Origin of the sequence: Sphingomonas sp. M1-B02 (genome assembly GCF_026167525.1) — a bacterium.
In the GTDB taxonomy this organism is placed as follows: domain Bacteria; phylum Pseudomonadota; class Alphaproteobacteria; order Sphingomonadales; family Sphingomonadaceae; genus Sphingomonas.
The window spans coordinates 1,207,091-1,229,916 of sequence record NZ_CP110679.1; the positions used below are offsets into that span (position 1 = coordinate 1,207,091).

21 protein-coding genes and 1 tRNA gene are annotated in these 22,826 nt (G+C 64.4%); 7 read left to right on the forward strand and 15 right to left on the reverse strand.

The features are described 5' to 3' along the window. Positions 1-226 precede the first annotated feature (226 nt). The 4 genes from OKW87_RS05735 to OKW87_RS05750 all read right to left on the reverse strand — a co-directional run bounded on the left by OKW87_RS05735 (position 227) and on the right by OKW87_RS05750 (position 4,483). On the reverse strand, positions 227-1,735 hold the full coding sequence (locus OKW87_RS05735) for a phage terminase large subunit family protein (protein ID WP_265543019.1): 1,509 nt from the start codon (positions 1,733-1,735) through the stop codon (positions 227-229). Further along, on the reverse strand, positions 1,732-2,364 hold the full coding sequence (locus OKW87_RS05740) for a DUF5681 domain-containing protein (protein WP_265543020.1): 633 nt from the start codon (positions 2,362-2,364) through the stop codon (positions 1,732-1,734). Before OKW87_RS05740 ends, OKW87_RS05735 begins: the two co-directional genes overlap by 4 nt. Positions 2,365-2,391: 27 nt before the next feature. Then, complete coding sequence (locus OKW87_RS05745; RefSeq protein WP_265543021.1) at positions 2,392-3,828, reverse strand: DNA modification methylase; 1,437 nt, start codon at positions 3,826-3,828, stop codon at positions 2,392-2,394. 565 nt (positions 3,829-4,393) lie between these two features. After that, positions 4,394-4,483 (reverse strand) — tRNA-Ser (locus OKW87_RS05750). A gap of 124 nt (positions 4,484-4,607) precedes the next feature. Between OKW87_RS05750 and hspQ the strand changes: the two genes are divergently transcribed. Next, positions 4,608-4,988 carry a heat shock protein HspQ gene (gene hspQ / locus OKW87_RS05755; protein ID WP_265543022.1) on the forward strand — a complete coding sequence of 127 codons (381 nt, stop codon included), beginning with the start codon at positions 4,608-4,610 and terminating at the stop codon, positions 4,986-4,988. A gap of 43 nt (positions 4,989-5,031) precedes the next feature. Here hspQ and OKW87_RS05760 read toward each other — a convergent pair whose 3' ends face one another. Further along, positions 5,032-7,704 carry a TonB-dependent receptor plug domain-containing protein gene (locus OKW87_RS05760; protein ID WP_265543023.1) on the reverse strand — a complete coding sequence of 891 codons (2,673 nt, stop codon included), beginning with the start codon at positions 7,702-7,704 and terminating at the stop codon, positions 5,032-5,034. A 219-nt stretch (positions 7,705-7,923) separates the two neighbouring features. Beyond that, positions 7,924-8,469, reverse strand: coding sequence for a GNAT family N-acetyltransferase (locus tag OKW87_RS05765; protein ID WP_265543024.1), 546 nt, complete (start codon positions 8,467-8,469; stop codon positions 7,924-7,926). Positions 8,470-8,663: 194 nt separating this feature from the next. Here OKW87_RS05765 and rplU point away from each other — a divergent pair, with 194 nt between their 5' ends. From rplU to OKW87_RS05780, 3 genes are all read left to right on the forward strand, one after another. Beyond that, positions 8,664-9,044 (forward strand): 50S ribosomal protein L21, encoded by a 381-nt coding sequence (gene rplU / locus OKW87_RS05770; RefSeq protein ID WP_265543025.1) that lies wholly within the window; start codon positions 8,664-8,666, stop codon positions 9,042-9,044. Between the two features lie 27 nt (positions 9,045-9,071). After that, positions 9,072-9,341, forward strand: coding sequence for a 50S ribosomal protein L27 (rpmA, locus tag OKW87_RS05775; protein ID WP_265543026.1), 270 nt, complete (start codon positions 9,072-9,074; stop codon positions 9,339-9,341). A 174-nt stretch (positions 9,342-9,515) separates the two neighbouring features. Next, positions 9,516-10,076: a GNAT family N-acetyltransferase gene (locus OKW87_RS05780; protein WP_265543027.1), complete on the forward strand. Its 561-nt coding sequence runs from the start codon at positions 9,516-9,518 to the stop codon at positions 10,074-10,076. A 121-nt stretch (positions 10,077-10,197) separates the two neighbouring features. Here the strand turns inward: OKW87_RS05780 and OKW87_RS05785 are convergent, their stop codons facing one another. Continuing rightward, positions 10,198-11,037, reverse strand: a complete 840-nt coding sequence (locus OKW87_RS05785; RefSeq protein WP_265543028.1) for a metal-dependent hydrolase — start codon at positions 11,035-11,037, stop codon at positions 10,198-10,200. 53 nt (positions 11,038-11,090) lie between these two features. On the opposite strand from OKW87_RS05785, the gene OKW87_RS05790 reads away from it, so the two are divergent. Beyond that, positions 11,091-11,678 (forward strand): TetR family transcriptional regulator, encoded by a 588-nt coding sequence (locus tag OKW87_RS05790; RefSeq protein WP_265543029.1) that lies wholly within the window; start codon positions 11,091-11,093, stop codon positions 11,676-11,678. On the opposite strand, the gene OKW87_RS05795 is transcribed toward OKW87_RS05790, so the two are convergent. The 7 genes from OKW87_RS05795 to obgE form a co-directional block, all read right to left on the reverse strand. Next, positions 11,679-13,643 carry an ATP-binding protein gene (locus OKW87_RS05795; protein WP_265543030.1) on the reverse strand — a complete coding sequence of 655 codons (1,965 nt, stop codon included), beginning with the start codon at positions 13,641-13,643 and terminating at the stop codon, positions 11,679-11,681. A 53-nt stretch (positions 13,644-13,696) separates the two neighbouring features. Further along, positions 13,697-14,887: a serine palmitoyltransferase gene (gene spt / locus OKW87_RS05800; RefSeq protein ID WP_265544008.1), complete on the reverse strand. Its 1,191-nt coding sequence runs from the start codon at positions 14,885-14,887 to the stop codon at positions 13,697-13,699. Between the two features lie 76 nt (positions 14,888-14,963). Beyond that, complete coding sequence (locus OKW87_RS05805) at positions 14,964-15,206, reverse strand: acyl carrier protein (RefSeq protein WP_265543031.1); 243 nt, start codon at positions 15,204-15,206, stop codon at positions 14,964-14,966. A 62-nt stretch (positions 15,207-15,268) separates the two neighbouring features. Continuing rightward, positions 15,269-16,174, reverse strand: coding sequence for an NAD-dependent epimerase/dehydratase family protein (locus OKW87_RS05810; RefSeq protein ID WP_265543032.1), 906 nt, complete (start codon positions 16,172-16,174; stop codon positions 15,269-15,271). A 220-nt stretch (positions 16,175-16,394) separates the two neighbouring features. Further along, entirely contained in the window at positions 16,395-17,501 is a 1,107-nt protein-coding gene (gene proB, locus OKW87_RS05815) for a glutamate 5-kinase (RefSeq protein ID WP_265543033.1), read from the reverse strand. A gap of 48 nt (positions 17,502-17,549) precedes the next feature. Next, positions 17,550-18,104, reverse strand: a complete 555-nt coding sequence (locus OKW87_RS05820; RefSeq protein ID WP_265543034.1) for a Uma2 family endonuclease — start codon at positions 18,102-18,104, stop codon at positions 17,550-17,552. Positions 18,105-18,134: 30 nt separating this feature from the next. Next, entirely contained in the window at positions 18,135-19,184 is a 1,050-nt protein-coding gene (gene obgE / locus OKW87_RS05825; protein ID WP_265543035.1) for a GTPase ObgE, read from the reverse strand. Positions 19,185-19,359: 175 nt separating this feature from the next. Here obgE and lptF point away from each other — a divergent pair, with 175 nt between their 5' ends. Together lptF and lptG are read left to right on the forward strand one after the other, a co-directional pair. Continuing rightward, complete coding sequence (gene lptF / locus OKW87_RS05830) at positions 19,360-20,562, forward strand: LPS export ABC transporter permease LptF (protein WP_265544010.1); 1,203 nt, start codon at positions 19,360-19,362, stop codon at positions 20,560-20,562. After that, positions 20,559-21,656 (forward strand): LPS export ABC transporter permease LptG, encoded by a 1,098-nt coding sequence (gene lptG, locus OKW87_RS05835; protein WP_265543036.1) that lies wholly within the window; start codon positions 20,559-20,561, stop codon positions 21,654-21,656. Before lptF ends, lptG begins: the two co-directional genes overlap by 4 nt. 46 nt (positions 21,657-21,702) lie before the next feature. Here the strand turns inward: lptG and OKW87_RS05840 are convergent, their stop codons facing one another. Beyond that, positions 21,703-22,797 carry a fatty acid desaturase family protein gene (locus OKW87_RS05840; RefSeq protein WP_265543037.1) on the reverse strand — a complete coding sequence of 365 codons (1,095 nt, stop codon included), beginning with the start codon at positions 22,795-22,797 and terminating at the stop codon, positions 21,703-21,705. Between the last annotated feature and the right edge of the window lie 29 nt (positions 22,798-22,826).

Genomic DNA, 22,826 nt, shown 5'->3' on the forward strand with positions numbered 1-22,826 from the left:
ATGTCTGGCTCCACGACGAGAATTACGCCGACCCGCTCGCCGCCTACCACGTCTGCCGGTACTGTCACCGCGCGCTACATGACCGGTTCGAGAAGCCAGAGTCGTGGCTGAGCCTGCTTGAGCTTCACCGGTCGGGGGACGGCAACCGATGGTACGAAAGGCTGTCGATGGACCCTGCGTCCCTTCGACAGCCTTTCGCGGACACCTACCCCGAGGGGCTTCCGCCTCACCACGACCGGCCTGACGGAGTATCTCCATCGTAATAGCGGGGCTGGCGAGCGGGCCTCGACGGACGAATGCGGCGACCATTCGGACCGTATTGCTCCTGCACCCACGCGCCCTCAGCGAAGGCGAATTCCACGAACTGCGTCAGTGCATCGACATGGTCGTCATTTCGACCATCTGGGAATGCCAGCAACTCATGGCGCAGAGCCGGCAGCCAATCGGCCGAAGCTGGCAGGGAAAAGTCTCCCGACTGAAGCTGCACCGTGCAGTTTGCCAGCCGATCAATCTTTGACAACCGTGGGCTAGGGCAACGCAGGATGCCGGGCAGCCGCGCGGCGCGGACCTGATCGAAGAGCGCGTGCCCTATTGAGGCGCCTTCGATAATCAGGGCATCGGCCTTCCAGCGGCGATGCCATGCAAGCACGCGAGAGGTCAGATCGGTAAAGGCGAGCTGCTGGCGGATCACATCGAGCAGATACCATTGTCCGTCGCGGAACCCCCATGTGTGACCCACGGAAAAATCGGACGTTATCCTATCGGTAGCCGCGGGATCCCAGCTCTGGACGAGCTTGTGGAAGTAGTTGCGCGGCAGATCCTCGTACTGGCCAAACCAGTTGAGATCGATAAGTCCGCCATCGGCGACAGTCGGGTTTTGCTGAAACTGGGCGCCAAAGTTGCGTGGCCCCATAGCGGTACGCATCTCCTCGAGATACTCGCGCGAGGCCAATGCGGGCGCAAGCACATCGCCCTTCCTGCGGAGCCAGACCTGCCCCCGCGGCAGGAGGATTTCTTCGTCCTGTTCGGCATAAGCGGGCAACGACAGATGGTGCCAGTCGCCGTTGCGCAGCGCCCATCCAACCAAATCTTCCTCGTGAATGCGCTGCTGCACGATTACGATGCGGCCGTCATTCAGATTGTCGAAGCGGTTGAGGAACGTCGTGCGGAAAGTCTCGATGGCGTTCTCGCGCTCGACCGGCGACAGCGTTTCTCCAGCCTTGTGAAAATCGTCAATAATCATGAGGTGGGTGCCGAGCCCGGTCATCGCACCGGACTTGGACGCGGCGCGAACGCCCCCTCCGCCCGTGGTCTCGAAATGCTCGCTCTTGTCCTTGCCCTTTTTGAACTTCGTGGCCGGAAACAGCCGCTGGTACCGCGCATCGCGCATGATGGTTCGCGACTGATCCGCCAACGGCACTGACAATTCTCGGCCGTAGCTGACGATGGTGATCTTAGCATTCGGATCATGGCCAAGCACCCACGAAGGGAATGTGCCCGATACCAACACCGACTTCCCGTGACGGGGCGGCAGTGTGATAATCAGCTTCTTTATCGTTCCCAGCGCGACTTGCTCCAACACATGCACCATCGCCTCGATATGCGAACATGGTGTCATCGCCTCGCCCTTGAGAATGCGAAATCCCTCTCGATGAAAATGACTGAGCGAGCGCCGGGTTAGCTCGTCAGCTAATCGGCGCTTTGCTGCCTGCGTCAGCAGAATAGGCGCGCTCATTGCTCCGGCTCTTCATTCTGGCCTCGAGAAGCGCGAAATACTGGATCGGAGGAGAAGCCGGCCGCATCGAGAATTGCCTCGATCATTTCCTGCTCTTGTGCGGAAGTCTCTCCCGAGGCCGGGTCTCGGGATGCGCCAGCCATTCGCCCAATATAGAGATTGAGCAGGTCCATCTGCGCGGTCCTGTTACCCTTGGCGGCATTCGCCTTGAGGAGGTTCAGCGCGAACGCGCCGAGGGTCGTCGTCACCTCAGCGCCGTTAGAACGTATCGTGAACGGTGCAAGGACGAGCTGGCTGAACTCAGCATCTGGGTCGAGCTTCTCGCGCGGCTTCGGCCCCTCAGGGTTGCCCGACTGCCCTTTCTTCCACTGGTGCCGCTTGGGCGGGCGGCCCTTGCCCACGATGTACTCACCATTCTCGTCCCAGTTGTCGGTCGAGCGGTCGACTTTGTGGTGCGGCCGGTTCGGGCTGGCGTGAGGGCTGTCAGAAGCTTGGAATTGCGGCGGCGACGGCGGTCGCGCGGGGGTGATGACGCGTTTGCGAAACCGGGGCGAAATGCTGGGCCCGATAGCGGGAACAATGGAAGGCGAAGTGGCAGAGGTCTGCGGGTTCTTGGGACGGATAGGCACGGTCAGATCTTTCGATAAGGGTAGCAATCAAGCAGCGGCGCGCAGTCGCGGGCGGGCGATCACATCGGGCCGGGGGACCTCCACCTCCGAAGCGCGTCGCGATGCGACTTCGAGGAAAGTCTCACCGGTCGAACGCAGGGTCGCGCGCTTGCCGGCTGCTTTCTCCCAGCGAGCAATGATCGCATCGACATAGAGGGGGTCGAGCTCAACCCCCCGGCAAACGCGATGCGTTCGCTCAGCAGCGATTAAGGTCGACCCGCTGCCGAGAAACCCGTCGAGCACGATTTCTCCGCGATCCGATGCATCACGGATTGCGTCCGACAGCATGGAGACATTCTTGCAGGTGGGATGCATCGCGAGAAGTTCGGCGCGTTCCGCGCTGAACGTGTTCATGCCGGGGTAGAACCAGCAATTTGTCCGATTGCGACCGTATTTTCCCAACTGGACGTTGTTCCGGTGAGCGGCATCCCCCTTCTTCGCGACAAACACCAACTCATGCTGTGAACGGTACAGCGAGCCCATCGCGCCGGACCTCTTCACCCAGACGGCCAGATTGACCATCGACAACCCTGCGGCCCGGATACCGGAAGTGATCTCCCAAATGTGCCGCCAGTCCATATACAGATAAAGCAGCGCGCCCTCGACGCAGAAGGCAGCCAACGTCTTGGTGCTGCGCGTCTGAAAGTCGATGAACTCAGCTTCGCTCATTTCGCCGCTGCCTTGTGCGAACTCGCGGTGCTTGTTCTGGCCAAGGCCGCTGACGTTTTTGTCGATTTTCACATTGTAGGGACTATCCGTGAGCACCATCCGAGCGCGCTCGGCACCCATCAGCACCGCTAGGCTCTCAGGCTCGAGCGAGGATGCACACATGACGCTGTGCACATCCAAGTCCCAGAGGTCGCCTAGCCGCGAGACCGCACTACCCGGAACGCCGATCGGAACGGGTTCGTCATCCGCGTCTTCCTCGTCCAGCGTCACAGGCGCATGAACCAGATTGTCGATTTCGACTGTGTCGAACCCGGTGTCGGTGAGGTCGAGGTCGACATCGAGCGACAATAGTTCGCCGAACTCGTGCGCGAGTTCGACCTTATCCCACTCCGACGTCTCCCCGAGCTTGTTCAGCGCAATGCGCAGCCGCCGAACATCAGCAGCATCGAGATGCTCGATGCTCAGCGTCGGCACCTCGCGATGCCCAGCCGCGCGTGCGGCTTCGACGATGCCTTCCCCTCCAACGATGACCCGATGTTTATCAATGAGGATCGGCAAGACGACGCCGAATGCCGATACCGAGGCTTTGAGTTTGTCGAGCGCCTGCGGCGAGCGCTTCCGCAATTTGCGATCATAGCTCTTTAGCAGCTCGATATTGACGTACTCAACTGGGCCAAGCCGGAAGTTGTGATGACGCGGTGGCACAGCACCTTGCGATGCCAAGCCTAATTGCGTGCGACCATTGTCTGTTTTCATAGTCCTAAGCTCCACACGATAGTGCAACGGGTTGCAACGGTGGAGCTTGTCCGATCCAAGCGATCAACATACCAACGCGCAACGCCGATCAAACATGATCGACGTCGGGTCAGTACCATCGCTCAACGATCAATACTACAGGAAACTGATAGCTAGGCTCCGACAACTTAAGACAGACGACTTTCATTGTCAATCAACTTAGTGGCCGTGATTTCTGTACTGTACTTTCCCTGCTGCTTCGTTGCCGCTTCGCTGCCAGCGCCGACAGGGAAAACGAGACCAAAGTGCCTGACTCTCAATGGGAATTCATGGGCGCCACGTGACTGCGTCGCTGCAAATTCGATAGATTTGCCTGCCGTAGGTCCCGTGGCAGAGAAAAGCTGTGCGGCGCAGGCGATCGAATTCGATTCGGTACCGCCTCGATAGGCCGCGGAGAATTTTGAGGAGATTGCGGGAAATCTGGCAGCGACGCTGCTCTCCGAAGTACCGAACGAGACTCGAAACGCCGCAGTTCGGCGCGAGTTTGGCGCTGAGGTCTGGGAATGTCCTCAAGAGGAGGACTAGGTGGCGGAGAGGGTGGGATTCGAACCCACGGTACCCGTGAGGGCACGCCGCATTTCGAGTGCGGTACATTCGACCACTCTGCCACCTCTCCGCGAGGTCATTTGATGCCATCCCTGGGGGCGCCACCGGTCGATGAGCGGGGGCCCTTAGCGCAATGATTTCGGCTGTACAAGCGCGGCGCTTGTGCGGCGCGGCGGAGACACTAGATTGTTGGTATGACGCGTGCGCCCAATGCCCCCCTGCCCTATGATGCCGCGGTGCCGATGCCGCCGGTCTCGCACGCGCGCTTCGCGATCGGCGATGTCGTCTGCCACCGGCTGTTCGATTTCCGCGGCGTGATCTTCGACGTCGATCCGGTCTTCGCCAATTCGGACGAATGGTACGATTCGATCCCCGAGGACGTGCGCCCGCGCAAGGACCAGCCATTCTACCACCTTCTCGCCGAGAATGCCGAGTCGAGCTACATCGCCTATGTCAGCCAGCAGAACCTGGTGGTCGACCAGAGCGACGAGCCGGTCGACCATCCGGCGATCGGGGGGCTGTTCGATGATTTTGCCGGCGGTCGCTACAAGTTGAAGCGCGAGCACCGGCACTGATACAGAATTTGTCCCGGGAGCGCCGCCCCCGGGACCCGGGCCATCAATATTTGATGCGGAACTTGGCGTAATAGAAGCCGCCATTGACGCCGAACGGCCCGCCGCTGCGCGGATAGACCTGTCCATCGGCGGTACCGCCGGTGACCGGATACAGGAAGACGGTGGAGGTGGCCTTGAGCCGATCCGGCTTCTCGTCGGTAAAGTTCTGCGCGCCGACGCTCAGCGTATAATGCTCGCCGAAGCTGTAATTCAGCTCGAGATCGGTGGTGAATTTCGCCCCGAACGTCTGATTGGCGACGCCGTTGGTCTGCCCATAATCCTGCGCGCTCACCCAGGAGCTGTAATAGTTCTCCCGGACATTCAGGCTCAGCGCGCCCAGCGACCAGTTGACGTTGAACACCGCGCGGTGGTTCGGCGCCAGATTTTCGGCATCGATCCGCTGCGCCTGGCTGATCACCCGTGCGTCGAACTCGGTGACCTTTGTCTTGTTGTAATTATAGGCCAGCGAGAATGCGAGATCGGCCTCGCTGATCGTGGCGCGATACGTGGCGACCACGTCCACGCCGCGCGTCCGCGTATCGAAGCCGTTGGTGAAATATTGCACCTGCCCGCCCAGGCCCACGGCGATCAGCGAAGGCTGTGCGATCAAGTCTGCCGCGGAGACGACGCGGGGCGAGGTAAGACCGATCCGGTCGCGCAGATTGATCTGATAGGCGTCGACGGTGAGCGTCATCGCCGAAACCGGCTCGAGAATGAAGCCCAGCCCGTAATTGGTCGACTTTTCCGGGGTCAGGGTGGTGGCGCCATAATATTGCGCGACTGCGGTGTTCACGGGATAGGTGCCGGCCTGGAACGCGACGCCGTTGTTGAACGAGGTCGTGACGATCGAGACATTCGACTGGCCCGGCGACGGCGCGTGATAGCCGGTGCCGATGCTGCCGCGGATCGAGATGACGTCGCTGAACTTGTAGAGCGCGTTGACCTTGCCGACCCAGGCGCTGCCGAACGTGTTGTAATGTTCGTAGCGGCCTGCAGCGCCGACGGTGAACGCATCGGTCAGATCGGTTTCCACGCCGATATAGCCGCCATAGCTTTCCTGGCTGAACGATCCGGCGGTCTGTGGACTGGTGCCGGCATAGCCGCTCGCGCCGACGCCCTGGGCATTCGACGTTCCAGCCGCGACATATACGCCCGGAGTTGCGGTCAGCGTGTACAGCCGTTGTGCGACCGCATAGGGGCCCGCGCCATAGGATTGCGGATCGCCTGCCGTCTGCTCATAGGTTTCCTTGCGGAACTCGGCGCCCGCGGAAAGCGTCAGCGGGCTGGCGAAGCCGACTTCGAGCGGATAGCTCAGATCGAGATTGGCGTTGATTTCCTCCTGCACCAGATCGCCGAACTCGAAGCTGGTCTGGGTGGCCGGGCCATAGGAAGCGTTGAGCGAATCATACATCGACAAGGTGAGCTTGTTGCGCGCCCACGTACCCGAAAGATCGTAGTTCAGGCCGCCCATCGTGCCCTTGTAGCCGAGCACGCCATAGATCTGCTCGGTTTCGCCGACGAAACGCGGGGTGAAACCCGCGGGATAAAGCGTGCTGAACCGGAACGTCTGGCCGCCGGTCACGAATCCGCCGGCCGGGCAGGTCGCGTTCCCGGTCGGGCATGGCGTCAGATAGAAGGTGTTGTTGAACAGCGCATTGGCGCCCTGGCTCCGGACCACGCCGTTCGAATCGACCGCGCTGCTGGTGACCGAGGGGCGATAGTTGAAGCTCTGATTGCCGTGCAACTTCGCATAGTTGGCGAAGAAATAGATTTTGCTGTCGCTGGTGACGTTGAGCGCGGCGTTCAGGACACCCTTATAGCCGTGCGCCGGCGACGAGCCCCAGATCTGCACCGGCAGCGGATAATTGGGCAGCTGTGCCGCCAGCGCCGGGAAGTTGGTCGCGAAATTGGCGGCGGAGGGCCGCGTCACGCCGCGGCTGGTCTGCGCATCGTCATAATATTCGCCGGTCAGGTTGATGAATCCCCAGCTCCCCGCGACCCCGGCATTGGCGGCGATCTGATAGCTTTCGCCGTCGCCCGCATAATATTGCCCGGCGCGGCCGACGATCTCGAAGCCGGTGCCTTCCTTCAGCCCGAAATTGAGCACGCCGGCGATCGCGTCCGAGCCATATTGCGCGGTGGCGCCTTCGCGCAGCACCTGGAGGCTGCCGATCGCGAGCGACGGAATCGCCGAAATGTCCGGACCCTGCGCGCCGCGACCCAGGCCGGTATCGCTGCCGCCATAGACCTGGACCAGCGCCGATCGATTGTAGCGCTTGCCATTGACCATCACGAGCACCTGATCGCCCGAAAGGCCCCGCAGCGAAGGCGATCGGACGAAGGTGGATGCGTCGGAGATGGTGTTCTGGCCGACGAAGAAGGACGGGACGATATTCTTGACCGAGTCCATCAGGTTGGCGGCGGGCTGTGTGGCCAGTTCCTCCGAGCTGATGACGTCTACCGGCGATGCCGACGTCGTCGAGGTCCGGTCGGTGCGGCGCGTGCCCAGCACGATGATTTCGCTGCCCGTTCGGGGATCCTCGTCCTGCGCGCTTGTAACTTCGGCGATCGGTTCGGTGGTCTGGGCGCTGGCGACATCGGCCAGCAGTAGCGAGGTTGCGATTGCCGTCGACGCGAACAGCGCGCGACGACCAGAAGCGGTGTTTCCTTGCCTCATCGAGATACCCCCTGATTACGGTTTCCAACCGCCTTCGGGCATCCCCTCCGACATCAAAGCTACGCGAAGTTGTAACGTTGTCAATTCTATGAAGATCGGAAGGTTTTCCTGTTTTCGCAACACCTTAGGCAATGCTCTATGCTTGTAGCCCGTCGCAGGCGCGTCATGGTGACATTTGGGTCACCCGCATTTGCACGGGTTTGTGACACTGCGGCCGGATCAGCCGATCCGCTTGCGCATCGGCACGAAGGGAATTGCGACACCCCCCGCCCTGTGAAGGATCTGCTCGCCCGGAACGAAGCCTGCGCGGCGATAGAAAGCGACGCCCGGAAGCGTCGACATCAATTCGAGCGCGCCGAACCCCGCAGCGATCGCCGCGGCCTCGCTGGCGGCAAGCAAGGCCGCGCCCACCCCGCGCCGGGCGTGATCGGGGTGGACGAAGAAGGCGCGGATTCGCGCCGCATCGCGCGACGGATCGAGCATCGCATCGTCGCGCCCGCCGAAGCGGTCGCCCCCGAAGAGGGTGCGCCGCCGGCTCCAACCGCCGCAGCCGATCGGCACGCCGGCTTCCTCGATCATCAGATAGGTGCGGTCGGCGACCAGTTCCGAGTCGACGCCGAAGACATAAGTGATGGCCGCATCGATCTGCACTTCTTCATAATGACCCTGGCTCAGCGCCCGCGCCGACAGTCGGATCAGTGCCTCCAGCGCGGGAATGTCGTCCCGGCCGGCAACGCGCGGCGCCGGGAGCGGGACGCTATGCATGCTCTTCTCTCACGGCAATGTCCCCGATATAGTGGATGCCATAAGCGGCCATAAAATATGCGGCCGCACAAGCCGGTTCGCCGCTTCGGTTGCGCCCACCCGGCTTGACAGCGCAGGCCGCTTCCCTTAGCTGCGCCCTTCCTCCTGCCGGGGTCTTCCCTGGCGGGCACATGCTTTTGTTAGAGAAGAGACCCATGTTCGCTATCGTGCGCACGGGCGGCAAGCAGTATCGCGTAGCCGCCGGAGACAGAATCGTAGTCGAGAAGCTCGACGGTGAAGCCGGCGCGTCGATCACGCTGGGCGACGTCCTTCTCGCAGGCGAAGGCAGCGAGCTGAAGTCGGTCGAGGGCCTTACGGTCGCCGCCGAGATCGTCGCCCAGGCGAAGGGCGAGAAGGTCATCATCTTCAAGAAGCGCCGCCGGCATAACTATCGCCGGAAGAACGGCCATCGCCAGAATCACACGATCCTGAAGATCACCGCGATCGGTGCGCAGCAGGAAGAGAAGAAGGCCCCCAAGGCCAAGAAGGCAGCCGCAGCTCCCGCCGAGGCACCCGCCCCGGCCGCGGAAGCGTAAGCCTTTCAAAGTCAGGAGTTAGAGCAAATGGCACATAAGAAAGCAGGCGGCTCTTCGCGCAACGGTCGCGATTCGGCAGGCCGTCGTCTCGGCGTGAAGAAGTTCGGTGGCGAAGTCGCGATCGCGGGGAACATCCTCGTGCGTCAGCGCGGCACCAAATTCTATCCGGGTACGAATGTCGGCATGGGCAAGGACCATACGCTGTTCGCGCTTACCGACGGTCGCGTCTCGTTCAAGGAAGGCCGCCTCGGCCGTAAATTCTGTTCGGTAGACATGATTGCGGAAGCGGCCGAATAACATCGGGTAACCAGCCGGGTTGCCCACCAGGGTGATCCGGGGTTTCGCACGAAATCCGAAAAAGGGAGACGGGTCACCCCGGCTCCCTTTTTTCATGCTCCCTCCCCTGCGGACTGTCTCGAATGCGTCACGGTGACGCGGCAGGGCAGTCTCGCCGACTCGAGGAGAGTGGTCATGTTCGCGCGTACGCCAAGACTGACATTACGGCCCGGCTGGCCCGAGGACGCGCCCGCGCTGGCGCAGGCGATCGGGCATGAATGCGTGGTGCGCAATCTCGCCCGCGCGCCCTGGCCCTACCCGATAGAAGCCGCGGAGACCTTCGCCGCCAGCTTCGCCACGTCCGACGAGCCGGTATTCCTGCTGTTCGAGCATGACGCAGGCGCGATACGGCTGGTCGGCGGGATCGGCCTGCACGCGATCGGCGACGAGCCGCACGAACTCGGCTATTGGGTGACGCCGAACGCCTGGGGCCGCGGTTATGCGACCGAGGCCGGCAAGGCGGTGCTCCAGGTGGCCAAGGCAATCGGCGTCCGCCGGGTGACCGCGGGGCACTTCATCGACAATCCCGCCTCGGGCCGAGTCCTGCGCAAGCTGGGCTTCCGGCCCACCGGGCGCATCGTCCCGCAATATTCGCGCGGCCGCGGGGCCGAGGTGCCCAGCGCCCGCTTCGAGCTCGACCTCTCGGAGGACGACAATCGATGCGACGAAGACCCGCACGCGCGAATGGCGGCTTGATCTTCTGAAAGCCCCTCCCCTTCAGGGGTGGGGTTAGGGTGGGGGCTACCCGCGGGCGACAGTCTCGGTGAGACCGCCCCCACCCCCAACCCCTCCCCTGAAGGGGAGGGGCTTTGTTGAGTCACGCCACCGCCGCCGCATAGGCGCTCTCGGCCTTGCCGATGAGCGCGCGATCGTCATGGTTCCAGGGGTGGAAGCCCGGCAGGAAATAGCCGACCCAGGCCGGGAAGATCCGGCGCAGCAGCCCCGGCTTGCCCAGCAGATACCACCAGACCCGCGCCACCGCGCCCGCTCCGGTGATGCCGTCCTGGCGCAGCAGCTCCAGCGTGCCTGCCACGCGCTTGCGCCAGAAGTTGATCGTCACCAGCAGCATCATGATCGACTTGAGCTTCCACCGCCGCCAGCGGCTCCAGCCGGCGGTCGCGTGCATCCAGGTGTCGAACGCCACGCCCTTATGCTCGAGCTCCTCGATCGCGTGCCAGCGCCACATCTCGGCCTGTTCGCGGTCGACGCCGGCGAAGTAGCGATCGTCCTTCAGGATCATCGACGCCAGGATCGCGGTATAGTGCTCCAGCGCCATCGTCGCGGCGAGGTTGACCACCGACGGACGGGTACGGATCACCGCCAGCACTTCGTCGACCACGCGCTCGAGCGGCTCGAGATCGTAGCCGGCCTCGATCACGCGCCTGTTGAACGCGACATGCTCGCGGCTGTGCATCACTTCCTGCAGCGTGAATGCCTTGATCTCGGCCGCAAGCCGCGGCGATGCGCCGTCGCGGAACGCCTTCACCGATTCGATGAAGAAGGCCTCGCCCTTGGGGAAGGTGATCGAGAGTGCGTTGTGGAACGCGGTGGCGACCGGATCGCCGTTGAACCACCAGCGCGTCTGTGCCGCGTCGCGCCCGAAGCGGCGGTCGCGCGGCGTGATGGTCAGGTCCGCGGGAGTCTTTGCTTTCGCCAAGGAGAAACCTCCACTAAGCCGGTAGCTTCGGGGCCTAGAGTTTACTTACACCAATGTCAATAAGTCCACGCAAGCGGCTGTCACCCGGTGAATCGCGCGACGCCGCATTAGAAGCCGCCCGCGCCTTGTTGCTCGAGGCGGGACCGCAGGCCGTGACCCTGAAGGCGGTCGCGGCGCGGATCGGGCGGACGCATGCCAATCTCCTCCACCATTTCGGCTCGGCGGCCGGGCTGCAGAAGGCGCTGGCGGCCAACATCGCCACCAATGTGAGCGCCAAGATCAGCGCCGCGGTGCTGCGCGCCCGGACGACCGATCACAATCCGCGCGAGGTGGTCGATCTGACCTTCGATGCGTTCGGCAAGGAAGGCGCCGGCGCGCTGGCGAGCTGGATGATCCTGAACGGCAATGAGGATGCGCTCGATCCGATCCTGGAGGCGATCCACAACCTGGTCGACGAGATCAGCGACGGGCATGGCGAAGACGTGATGTCGCTCCACGAAGAGACGCTCCAGCTTACCCTGATGGCGCTGGGCGACGCGTTGCTCGGCGGACCGATGGCACGCGCGTTGGGCCTGGCGCGGGACAAGGCGCGCGAGATGGCGGCGTGCCAGCTCCGCAAATCGGTCGCCAACGGGATCTGACTATTCGGCGGCGGCGCGCGGCGTTCGGCGGGCTTCCTGCGCGATCGCATCGTCGATCGCCCGCGCCAGCCCCGCCATCGTATAGGGTTTGCGCAGCACCGGGCGGCCGTGGAAGATCTCCGCATCCACTTCGCCCGCGAAGCCGGTCACGAAGAGGATCGCCACGCCTTCGATCCGATCCTCCAGCGCCGCGACCATCTCGGGCCCGGTCTGCCCCGGCATCAGCACGTCGGAGACGATCAGGTCGAGCGCCGGCATGTCGGCGATCAGCGCGCCGGCGACGAGCGGATCGGCACAGGGCGTCGCGCGGTGGCCTAGTTCCCCCAGCGCGGCGGCGGTCGCGGCCAGCACGCGCGGATCGTCCTCCACCACCAATATGTCGAGCGTCCGGGCGATTGCTGCGACTTCGGCGACCGGCGCCTCGCCCACCGCCGGCGCCGCCTCGCCGATGTGGCGCGGCAGATAGACGGTGACCCGCGTCCCCTTGCCCGGCGCGGTGTCGATGGCGATCTCGCCGCCCGATTGCCGGACGAAGCCGAAGATCTGGCTGAGTCCCAGCCCGGTCCCCTTACCCACCGGCTTGGTGGTGAAGAAGGGCTCGAACACCCGGTCGAGGATTTCGGGCGTCATTCCGCTGCCGGTATCGCCGACCGTGATCGTGACGAAATCGCCCGCCGGGCATTCGCCGACCTCGTCCTGCGCCAGGGTCGCGCCGCCGGTGACGATCGAAAGCGTGCCCCGCCCCTCCATCGCATCGCGCGCATTCACGGCGAGGTTGAGCAGCGCGTTTTCGAGCTGGTGTCGATCGGCCCATACCCGCCAGCCGGTCCCGGCATCGCGCGTAACGACGCGGATCGTGTCCCCCAGCGTGCGATCGAGCAGATCGGACATCCCGGCGATCAGCGCGCCGGCCTCCACCGCTTCGGGCAAGAGCGGCTCCGACCGCGAGAAAGCGAGCAGGCGGCGGGTGAGCGCGGCGGCGCGATTGGCACCTTCCATCGCATTCTCGATATGCCGCTGCGCGTCGGGCCCGCCACTGTGGAGGTGGCGCTTGGCAAGCTCCAACCCGCCCAGCACGACGGCGAGCATATTGTTGAAATCATGCGCGATCCCGCCGGTGAGCTGCCCCACCGCCTCCATCTTCTGGACCTGGCGCAGCTGCGCCTCGGCCAGCGCGCGCTCCTGCGCCTCGGCGCGAAGCTGCGCGGTGGCCGCCTCGACCGCTTGCTGCAACTCTGCAGCGCGCTCGCGCTCCGCATCGGCGTCGGCATCGGCCTGCGCACGCTCACCCTGCGCCTGGATCGCCAGCCAGCCGAGGATCACCGCGCCGAGCACGATCAGCACGCCGAACGCGGTAAGGATGCGCGACGCGAAGCTGGAATTGGCGATCAGCGTCGATGCCGCCGCGGTACGTTCGCGCAACAGCACCCGTTCGGTATCCACGACTTGCTGCAGCAGGCCTTCCACAGTCTCGCGGGCATCGCTCTGGCGGACGCGATAATAGCTTCCCCAGGCGTCGCTATGCCGCTTGTAGGTCGAATATAGCGCGGTCTCGTTCAACTCCTTGCCGCGAATGTCAAAACCGCGCTGGAGCTGGACCACCTGGGCCTGTTGCGACGGATTATCGCTGGTGAGCTGCTTGAGCCGGGCAAGGTGCTCCCGCGCGCGATCCCAATGCCCGGCATATTGCCGGCCCAGGGTGCGATCGGCGCTGACCACGTAACGGCCCAGCGCCGCCTCCGCCGCGGAGATCGCGCCGGCCAGCTGGTTGGTGCGGATGACGACCTCGAACGTATGCTGCTGGAGCGCGATCGCCTCGTCCCGCGCGCGATCGGTGCGCTGCTGGATGACGATCAGCGCCACCAGCACGCCGATGCCGAGCAGCGACAATGCCCCCAGCAGCAACATGCGCCAGTTGGTGGCCCGGCGCGCGCGGTCCAGCGCTATGGTCAGCCCCTCGCTCATGACTGCGCCCTCTTAAGCGAGACTGCGAATCCTGGAAAGGAGTGCGATCCGGCTCAGCCGATCGCGCCCACTGTCCGGCCTGCCGCGGCGAACATTTCGAGGATGCGATCGATCTGCTCGCTCGTATGCTCGGCGCAAAGCGAGCAGCGCAGCAGATAGGTGCCGGCGGGGGTTGCCGGCGGGCGCGCCATGTTGACGTACAGCCCGGCCTCGAGCAGCGACTGCCACATCGCCACGGCCTGTTCCTGATCCTCCAGAATCACCGCGATGATCGCGCTTTCGGGGGTCTCGGTGCCGAGCTTGAAGCCAAGCTGCTTCAGCCCGCCATGCACGCGCCGGGCATTCTCCCACAGATGCTGGCGCTTGTTGTGGGCGTGCATCAGCTTGCGGATCGAGGTCGCGGCGGTCGCCACGACCGACGGCGGCAGCGACGCGGTGAAGATATAGGGCCGGCACGCCAGCCGGATCGCCTCGAACTTGGGATGGTTCGAGACGCAGAAGCCGCCGACCGTGCCGACCGATTTGGAGAAGGTGCCGACGATGAAATCGACATCGGCCTCGCACCCCTGATCCTCGTAAACGCCGCGGCCGTTGGGCCCGAAGAAGCCCATCGAATGCGCTTCGTCGCTGAGCACCATGCAGCCATGCTTCTTGGCGACCGCGACCATTTCGCGGAGCGGCGCGACGTCGCCGAGCATCGAATAGACGCCCTCGAGGATCACCAGCTTGCCGGCATCCTTGGGCAGGCGGCCAAGACGCTTGTCGAGATCCTCGACATCATTGTGGCGGAAGCGGACGATCTCGGCATTGCCCTGCTTGCAGCCGTCATAGATCGAGGCGTGGCTGTCGGCGTCGAGGATGACATATTCGCCCTTCCCCGCCAGCGTGCTGATCATGCCGAGATTGGCCATATAGCCGGTCGAAAAGACGATCGCGCCCGACACGCCGTAGAAGTCGCGCAGCGCCTGCTCGACTTCCATATGATCGCGGAAGGTGCCGTTGAGCATCCGGCTGCCGTTGGTGCCCGAGCCGAACTGGTCGAGCGCGTCCTTGCCCGCCTGGATCACGTCGGGATCGAAGGTCATGCCCATATAATTATAGGTGCCGAGCAGGATCGTATCGCGGCCGGAGATGACGGCTTCGGTCGGCGACTTGACCTGCTCCATCACGATCGCGAAGGGATCGGTGACGCCGGTATCGATCAGCGCCTGTCGCTCGGCGATGATCGGATCGAACTTGCTCATCAGATCGCGTTCCGGCGCGACCAGCGGCGGGTTCTCGGGCAGCGCGTCGGCGAGGTTCGCCCCTTCGGTCACCGCCTCAGCCCTTCAGCTTGACGACGGCATCGACGAGCTGGCCGACATTCTCGATCTCTGCCTGCATGTTCATCGTGATGATGATGTCGAACTCGTCCTCGATCGCCGCGACGAAATCCATGACGGTCAGGCTGTCCCATTCGAGATCGCCGGCGAAGGTGGTCGCATCGCTCAGCGCCACGCCCTTCTTGTTGAACGGTTCGATCTGGGCGGTGACGGTATCGAAGATTTCGGAGCGGTCGCTCACTCGGCGTTCCCTATTCTGTTGTCTGACCGTGGTGCCAAGCAAATGCGGCACCTGTTGGGCGCCTATAGCAGCCCCTGCTCGCGATACCATGCCGCCGTGGCCGCCAGCCCCGCCTTGGTCTCCACTTGCGGCGTCCACAAATTGGCGGGCGGACGGTTGGCCGGATCGATCACCCAGTCCTCGTGGCAGAAGTAAGCGACGCGATCGGGGGTGAGCTTGGCGTTCTTCCCGCGCATCAGCCGATCGAGATGCGCGCCCGCCGTCATCAGAGGACGGGGAAGCGCGAAGGCGGCGACGCGCTTGCCGACCGCAGTACCGATCGCGACGCCGAAGTCGCGGTGGCTCCAGCCGCCGTCGGCGCCGTCGTCGGCGTCGAGGATCCGCCTGCAATTGTCGCTCACCGCCAGCGCGAGCAACAGGCGACCCAGGTCGCCCACTTCGATCACCGAGAGCCGGCCGCCGGGAGGAAGCAGCGCCAGGCCGCGCTTGGCGAGCTTGAACAGTTCGAGCATCTCCATGTCGCCGGGGCCATAGATTGCCGGCGGCCGGACGATCGTCCAGTCGAGCGGAGACACCTGGACGAGCGCATCGCCCTCGGCCTTCGACCAGCCATAGTCGGACATGCCCGGCTCGCGCGCGGCGAGTGAGGAGACGTGGACGAAGCGTTGGACGCCCGCCGCCTGCGCTGCGCCGAGCATGTTACGCGTGCCTTCGACATTGCCGCGGGCGAAGCCTTCGCGGTCGGGGGCGTTGACGACGCCCGCGACGTGGATGACGGCATCGGCGCCTTCGACCAAGCGGGCGAGCGCGCTGTGGTTTTCGAGATCGCCGGCGATCCATTCGATCCCCGGGCACGTCGACTGTTCGCGCCGGGTGAGTGCGCGGACCTGGTGCCCCGCTTCCAGGGCGAGCGCGATCAGGCGCTTGCCGACGAAACCGGTGCCGCCGGTGATGGCCAGGCTGGTCATAAGATCGACTCGCGCGACGACGCGACGACGCGACGAAGTTTTGTTCGCGCAGAGGCGCAGAGGACGCAGAGAAGATCGCCGACGCGAAGCGTCAGCCCATCTAGCGATAGAGGTAAGCCCTGCCGCTGACGCGGCGACCGCCCTACTCTGCGCTCTCTGCGCCTCCGCGCGAACCCACTTCTTCTCGTCGCGTCGTCGCGTCGTCGCACGAAAAACCTAATCACAACAAAGCCATGTGACTGCGATGCACCAGCGCCGAGCGCGGCGCGTAGCCCAGGATCCCGGCCTGCGCCTCGTTGCGCTTGCCGATGATGCGCGCCGCATCTTCCGACGGATATTCGGCGAGCCCGCGCGCGATAGGCGTTCCGGAAAGGTCGGCGATGACGATCAGGTCACCCCGCGCGAAGCTGCCCTCGATCCGAGTCGCTCCCGCCGCGAGCAGGCTCTTGCCCTGCGCCAGCGCGTTCGCCGCGCCCGCATCGACATGGATCATGCCCTTCGCGGTGAGTCCACCCGCCAGCCACGCCTTGCGCGCCGGCGCCGATTTCTCCGCCACGAACAGGCTGTGCCGCGCATCGCCCGACAGCGGCCGATCGACTCGTCCCGAAGCGATTGCCAGATGCGCCCCCGCCCCATTGGCGATCCGCGCCGCGGCGATCTTCGAGACCATGCCACCCGACCCCATGCCCGATGCCGATCCGCCATCCGCCATCGCCTCGATAACGGGGTCGATCCGCTCGATCCGCTCGATATGTACGGCGCCGGGCAGCGCCGGGTTGCGATCATACAGCCCGTCGACGTCGCTCAGCAGCACCACGCCCCCCGCCCCCGCCGCCTGCGCCACCCGCGCGGCGAGGCGATCGTTATCGCCGAAGCGGATTTCCTCGGTGGCGACGCTGTCATTCTCGTTGAGCACCGGCACCACGCCCAGCCCGAGCAACCGATCGAGCGTCGCCGCCGCGTTGAGATAGCGCCGCCGATCCTCGAGATCGTCGAGCGTCACCAGCATCTGCGCGGCCGTGAGGCCCTCGGCCCCCAGCGTCTCGGCCCAGACCTGCGAAAGCGCGATCTGCCCGACGGCAGCGGCCGCCTGCGCATCCTCGAGGCTGGCGCGACCGCCCTTGGCGAGCCCCAGCCGCCGCGCGCCCAGCGCGATTGCGCCGGAGGATACCACCGCAATCTGCTGACCGGCCTTCGTCCGCTCGGCGATATCGGCGACGATCCCGGCAAGCCATGCGCGCCGCACTCCCCCCTCGCCATCGACGAGCAAAGCCGACCCGATCTTGACGATCAGCCGCGGACAGGAAGCGGGCGGGAAGAGGGACATGGCGCTCCGCTTAGCCGTCCATGATGCGGCCGCCAATGCGCGGGCCGACTATTCGCGCGAGAAAATCTCGTCGTGCGACAAGGTAAGATCGAGCAAAGGTGGCGACAGGCTGGAAGGTTCGCGAGGGAGCGACTCTGCCCAACCGTCGCTTGTGCGTTGCACCACGCGCAAACGCTCGGTCACGATATCGACGAACACGATCGTGTCGATGCTCGGCAGTTCCTTATATTCCTCCAACTTTACCCGCAGATCGGTACGCGCCGTCCCCGCAGACAGCACTTCGAAAACGATACGCGGATCGTCGAATGCCTTCAGACCATCGTTCGATGAATTGTTCCGGTCGCAATAGACGGTGACGTCCGGGTAACGCACGGATCGATCGCGAGTGCGTGCAGCCATATCGGAATTATAGGGCTTGCAGCCGGTTCCTCGTAGGCGGGACGCAAGCGCGATTATGATATTGGTCTGCACCTCCGAGTGACGGGCCGTCCCCCCCGCCATCAAGCGGATCACGCCATTGTCGAGCTCCGCCTTGCGATCACCGAAGTCGATTTCGAGGAATTCCTCGGCGCTCAGCAGCGGATAATCGGGTTGCGTCGCCATCCGGGCGTCATATCATATCGATGTGGCGCTTCAAACCGGCGACCACTCGATCGCATCCTCGCCCTCATCGTCGGGGCTGACCCCCGAAGCGTCGGATCCGATCGCCTCGAGCAGCTTGTCGAGCACCCAGTCGACGCCGGTGCCCGCCGCCGCGGAGAGCGGGATGACCTCCGCCCCGCTCGCTTCCTCGAGCTCGCCCACCAGCGCCTCGATCAGCTCCTCGTCGAGCGTGTCGATCTTGTTGAGCGCGACGATCACCTTCTTGTCGGTCAGCCCGGCGCCGTAATTCTCCAGCTCGTCGCGCACGATGCGATAGCTTTCGGCCACGTCGGTATCGTTGGCGTCGACCAGGTGCAGCAGCACCCGGCAGCGCTCGATATGCCCCAGGAAGCGATCGCCGATGCCCGCGCCGTCCGCGGCGCCCTCGATCAGCCCGGGAATGTCGGCCACCACGAACTCGCGCTGGTGGTGGCGCACGACGCCCAGCTGGGGCCGGGTGGTGGTGAAGGCATAGGCGCCGACCTTGGCCTGCGCGTTGGTGACGGCGTTGATGAAGGTCGATTTGCCCGCATTGGGCAGCCCGACCAGCCCGGCATCGGCGAGCAGCTTGAGCCGCAGCCAGACCCATGCCTCTTCGGACGGCCAGCCGGTACCGTGCTGGCGCGGGGTGCGGTTGGTCGAGGTCTTGTAGCTGGCATTGCCGCGCCCGCCGTCGCCGCCGCGGAAGAAGATGCTGCGCTGGCCGACCTTGGTCATATCGACGAGCAAGGTGCGATCCTCGTCGTCGGCGAGTATCTGCGTGCCGACCGGCACCTTGATCACCAGATCGTCGCCGCCCGCGCCGGTGCGGTTCTGGCCCGAGCCGCCATGGCCGCGCGGCGCCCGGAAATGCTGGGTGTAGCGGAAATCGATCAGCGTATTGAGCCCGGCCACGGCTTCGAAGATGATGTCGCCGCCCTTGCCGCCATTGCCGCCGTCGGGGCCGCCATATTCGATATATTTCTCGCGCCGGAAGCTGACGGCGCCTGGGCCGCCCGCGCCGGAACGCACGAAGATCTTTGCTTGGTCGAGAAAATGCATGCGCCCGCTATAGACGCTGACGCAAATCAGTCACCCCACGGCAGTAAACTGTTTGATACTTGGTCTGCGCTGCTACTTTCGGGGGTGGCGCGCGGAGAGAGCCGGGCTATAGGCTTGGAGTATGAAGGCCACGGCGCCCGCCGCCGGGACCAGCACAAGGCACCCCTCGCACGCCATGAAACTGATCGATCGCTACATGGCGCGGCTGATCGCGGTTCCGTTGATCTCCACCTTGCTGATCTCGGCGATGCTGCTCGTCCTCGATCGCATGCTGCGCCTGTTCGATTTCGTCGCGACCGAAGGCGGCCCGGTCAGCGTCGTATGGCGGATGCTCGCCAATCTGCTTCCCGAATATCTGGGGCTCGGCATCCCGATCGGGCTGATGCTCGGCTGCCTGCTGGCCTTCCGCCGCCTCGCCACCTCGTCGGAGCTCGACGTGCTGCGCGCGGTGGGGATCAGCTATACCCGGCTGCTGCGGGTGCCCTTCATGTATGCGATGGCGCTGGCGGCGCTCAATCTGGCGATCGTCGGCTTCGTCCAGCCCTGGGCGCGCTACAATTACGAGCAATTGCGCTACGAACTGCGCTCGGGCACGCTCGGCGCCTCGATCAAGGTGGGCGAGTTCACCAATTTCGGCAGCCGGATGACGCTTCGGATCGAAGAGAGCGCCAACGAAGGCCGCGATCTCTCGGGCATCTTCGTGCGGATGACCACGGCCGACGGCCCGCTCGCGGTTACTGCCGAGAAGGGCCGCTTCCTGCGCAGCGACGATCCCGACACGATCATCTTCCGCCTGACCAACGGCACGCTCGTGCACAACGACAAGGGCTCGCCCGTACCGCGGGTGCTGACCTTCGACACGCATAATCTGCCGATCCCGCTGCCCAAATATGAGAATTTCCGCCGCCGCGGCGACAAGAATCTCGAGCTCACGCTCCCCGAGCTGGCGGTGATCGGCAAGAATAAGGGCGTGAGCGATACCCAGCGCGACACCAGCCGCGCCGCCTTCCACTTCCGTCTGGCGGAAGTCATGTCGATGTTCCTGCTGCCGATGCTGGCCGCGGCACTCGGCATTCCGCCCAAGCGATCGACCTCGGCGCTCGGCGTCTTCCTGTCGATTGTGATCATCGTGACCTATCACAAGGTCAACGAATATGCCCAGGCGATCGGCAGTCTGGGGCGGATCGATCCGATCATCGCCTTGTGGGTGCCCTTCACGATCTTCGCCGGGCTGACGATCTGGATGTATCACACCGTGGCCTATGTGCCCGGCGGCCAGCCGATCGGCGCGCTCGAGAAGGCGATCTCGAAGGCATGGACCGTCGTCCGCCGGCGCCTGCCCGGCGGACGCCGCAAGACCACGGAGATCCCGGCGTGAACTGGGTGAATTTCTTCCCCTCGCCCACCGTATCGCTCTACATGGGGCGGATGTTCCTGGTGCGGACCTTCGCGATCCTCGCCGGGCTCGTGCTGATCCTCCAGGCGCTCGATCTGCTCAGCGAATCGGGCAAGATCCTCGCCGTTGCCGGCAATGGCGATGCCGAGGTGTGGCGCTATGTCGGGTTGCGCACGCCGGAGATCATCTCGCGCTTCCTGCCCTTCTCGGTGCTGCTCGGCACGATCCTGGCGCTGTCGCAGCTCAACCAGAATAGCGAAGTCATCGCGCTCAAGGCCTCGGGGCTTTCGGCGCACCAGGTGCTGGCGCCGCTGATCGTCGCGGCGCTCGGCGTGGCGGTGATTTCGTTCGGCTTCAACGAGCGTATCGTCGCGCGTTCCACCGCGACGCTCGAGCAATGGAAGAAGGTCGATTACGGCCCCATGCCGGTCGATCGCGGCGATCGCGCCAATGTCTGGGTGAAATCGGGCAACGATCTGATCGTCGTCGATCAGATCAAGGGGCGCGGCAATGCCGCCTTGCTCTACAATGTCACCGTCTACGAACGCGACGGCCAGTCGCTCCGCTCGATCCTGACCGCACCGCGCGGGGCCCGCGACGGCGACGGCTGGCGGGTGACCGACGCCCAGCGCTTCACGATCGAGGGCGGGCAGATGGCCAGGCTCGGCACCGTGCGGATCGCACCCGGCGTGCGCCCCGATCAGTTCACACTCAGTTCGGTCAATCCCGACGGGCTTTCGTTCGTCGCGCTGCGCGAAGTGATCGCCGATTTGAACCAGGCGGGTCGACCCACCAAGGCGCTGGAGGGCGCGCTCTGGCACAAGCTATCGGGGCCGCTCTCCTCGATCCTGATGCCTTTGCTGGGCGCGGTCGCCGCCTTTGGCATTGCCCGATCCGGCAAGCTGTTCGTCCGCGCCGTTATGGGGATGGGGCTTGGCTTCCTCTATTTCGTCGCCGACAATTTCGCGCTCGCGATGGGCAATCTGGGCGCCTACCCGCCGTTCCTCGCCGCCTGGGCCCCGTTCCTGCTGTTCCTGATGATCGGCGAAGCGGTCTTGCTGCGAAGCGAAGAATAGCCGCCCGACTTTCGATAGTCTCCGGGCTCAGCCAGACCTATTCGCTTCAGCGCTTCGTGATCGTGCTGCGCGCAAGCCGCGTGACCAGCTTGGGCAGGCCGGTGTGGCTGGCCTTGTGATAAAGCGAGCCGGGCTCCAGCGCCGCGCTGATACGGCGATGGGCCGCGCCCAGCGCATGATAGGGAACACTCGGCAGCAAATGGTGCAGCGCATGATAGCGCAGCCCGACGGGTGCCCACAAAGCGGGCAGCAAGGCCGGCGGCGGCACGTTGACGCTGTCAAGATACTGCGCGGTTACGGTCATCGCCTCGCTCTCATTCTCCCAGAGATGGGCGACGAGGGTGCGAACTTGATTGATCACCGTGGCCGCCGAAAGCACGGCAAGGAAAATCAGGAAGGCGTTGAGTGCAACCACGCCGGTCGCGACCATGGCGATCAGCGCGATCGCCCAAAGGCTGGCACCGAATTCCATCGCCAGCCATTCGCGGCGGAAACGGCCTTCAGGAAGTCGCCGACGATAAGCGGGATTGATCACCAAGCCCGAATAGCGCTCGATCACCAGCTTGCGCAGCGGCGGGATGAGCAGCGAGAGCGGCGCGAGAACGGCGTAGCGGATCAGCAGCCCGATCGGCGCGAGCGCGGCGAGCGCGACGAACAAAGGCAGCGTCCATGGCTTCATCAGCGCCAGCGGCAGATATTCGGGATCCTCGACCGTGCCATATTTGGTGCGCGCGTGGTGGTGGACGTGCACGTCTTCATACATGAAGGACGGCACCATCATCGGCACGCCGACCAGCAGATTCCACCCCAGCCGGAAGCCAGGCACCTGGCCGGGCTTCATATGCGAGATTTCGTGAATGAAGCTCGCGGCACGGTACAAAGCGAGCGCCGAGACGAGACCCGCAAAAAGGCCAAGCGCGAGGCTGCCGGCGGTCAAGGCGACGAACAAGGCTCCGTAACCGACAACGACGGAGGCGATCAGGTCTCCCCAATAGATAGCCGGCTTGTGAAGGGCGAATTCGCGCGCCATCTCGGCGGCGGCGCGCAGCATCGCTTTGTCGTCGGCGATCCGTTCACGCGTCGCGCGGGCTGCAACTGCCGGCACTTCGGTGGCGGCATCAAATGCGAGACTGCTGTTCATTCCATAGGCCATTGCAAGTAGATAGTGGC

Excerpts from the sequence above, each read along its gene's own strand:
- OKW87_RS05765 (WP_265543024.1), bottom strand. The coding sequence starts at position 8,469 with ATGCATAGCGTCCCGCTCCCGGCGCCGCGCGTTGCCGGCCGGGACGAC.
- obgE (WP_265543035.1), bottom strand. The coding sequence starts at position 19,184 with ATGCATTTTCTCGACCAAGCAAAGATCTTCGTGCGTTCCGGCGCGGGC.
- lptF (WP_265544010.1), top strand. The coding sequence starts at position 19,360 with ATGAAACTGATCGATCGCTACATGGCGCGGCTGATCGCGGTTCCGTTG.
- OKW87_RS05795 (WP_265543030.1), bottom strand. The coding sequence starts at position 13,643 with ATGAGCGAGGGGCTGACCATAGCGCTGGACCGCGCGCGCCGGGCCACC.
- rplU (WP_265543025.1), top strand. The coding sequence starts at position 8,664 with ATGTTCGCTATCGTGCGCACGGGCGGCAAGCAGTATCGCGTAGCCGCC.
- OKW87_RS05735 (WP_265543019.1), bottom strand. The coding sequence starts at position 1,735 with ATGAGCGCGCCTATTCTGCTGACGCAGGCAGCAAAGCGCCGATTAGCT.
- rpmA (WP_265543026.1), top strand. The coding sequence starts at position 9,072 with ATGGCACATAAGAAAGCAGGCGGCTCTTCGCGCAACGGTCGCGATTCG.
- OKW87_RS05820 (WP_265543034.1), bottom strand. The coding sequence starts at position 18,104 with ATGGCGACGCAACCCGATTATCCGCTGCTGAGCGCCGAGGAATTCCTC.
- hspQ (WP_265543022.1), top strand. The coding sequence starts at position 4,608 with ATGACGCGTGCGCCCAATGCCCCCCTGCCCTATGATGCCGCGGTGCCG.
- OKW87_RS05840 (WP_265543037.1), bottom strand. The coding sequence starts at position 22,797 with ATGAACAGCAGTCTCGCATTTGATGCCGCCACCGAAGTGCCGGCAGTT.
- spt (WP_265544008.1), bottom strand. The coding sequence starts at position 14,887 with ATGAGCAAGTTCGATCCGATCATCGCCGAGCGACAGGCGCTGATCGAT.
- OKW87_RS05760 (WP_265543023.1), bottom strand. The coding sequence starts at position 7,704 with ATGAGGCAAGGAAACACCGCTTCTGGTCGTCGCGCGCTGTTCGCGTCG.
- OKW87_RS05810 (WP_265543032.1), bottom strand. The coding sequence starts at position 16,174 with ATGACCAGCCTGGCCATCACCGGCGGCACCGGTTTCGTCGGCAAGCGC.
- OKW87_RS05780 (WP_265543027.1), top strand. The coding sequence starts at position 9,516 with ATGTTCGCGCGTACGCCAAGACTGACATTACGGCCCGGCTGGCCCGAG.
- OKW87_RS05745 (WP_265543021.1), bottom strand. The coding sequence starts at position 3,828 with ATGAAAACAGACAATGGTCGCACGCAATTAGGCTTGGCATCGCAAGGT.
- OKW87_RS05790 (WP_265543029.1), top strand. The coding sequence starts at position 11,091 with ATGTCAATAAGTCCACGCAAGCGGCTGTCACCCGGTGAATCGCGCGAC.
- proB (WP_265543033.1), bottom strand. The coding sequence starts at position 17,501 with ATGTCCCTCTTCCCGCCCGCTTCCTGTCCGCGGCTGATCGTCAAGATC.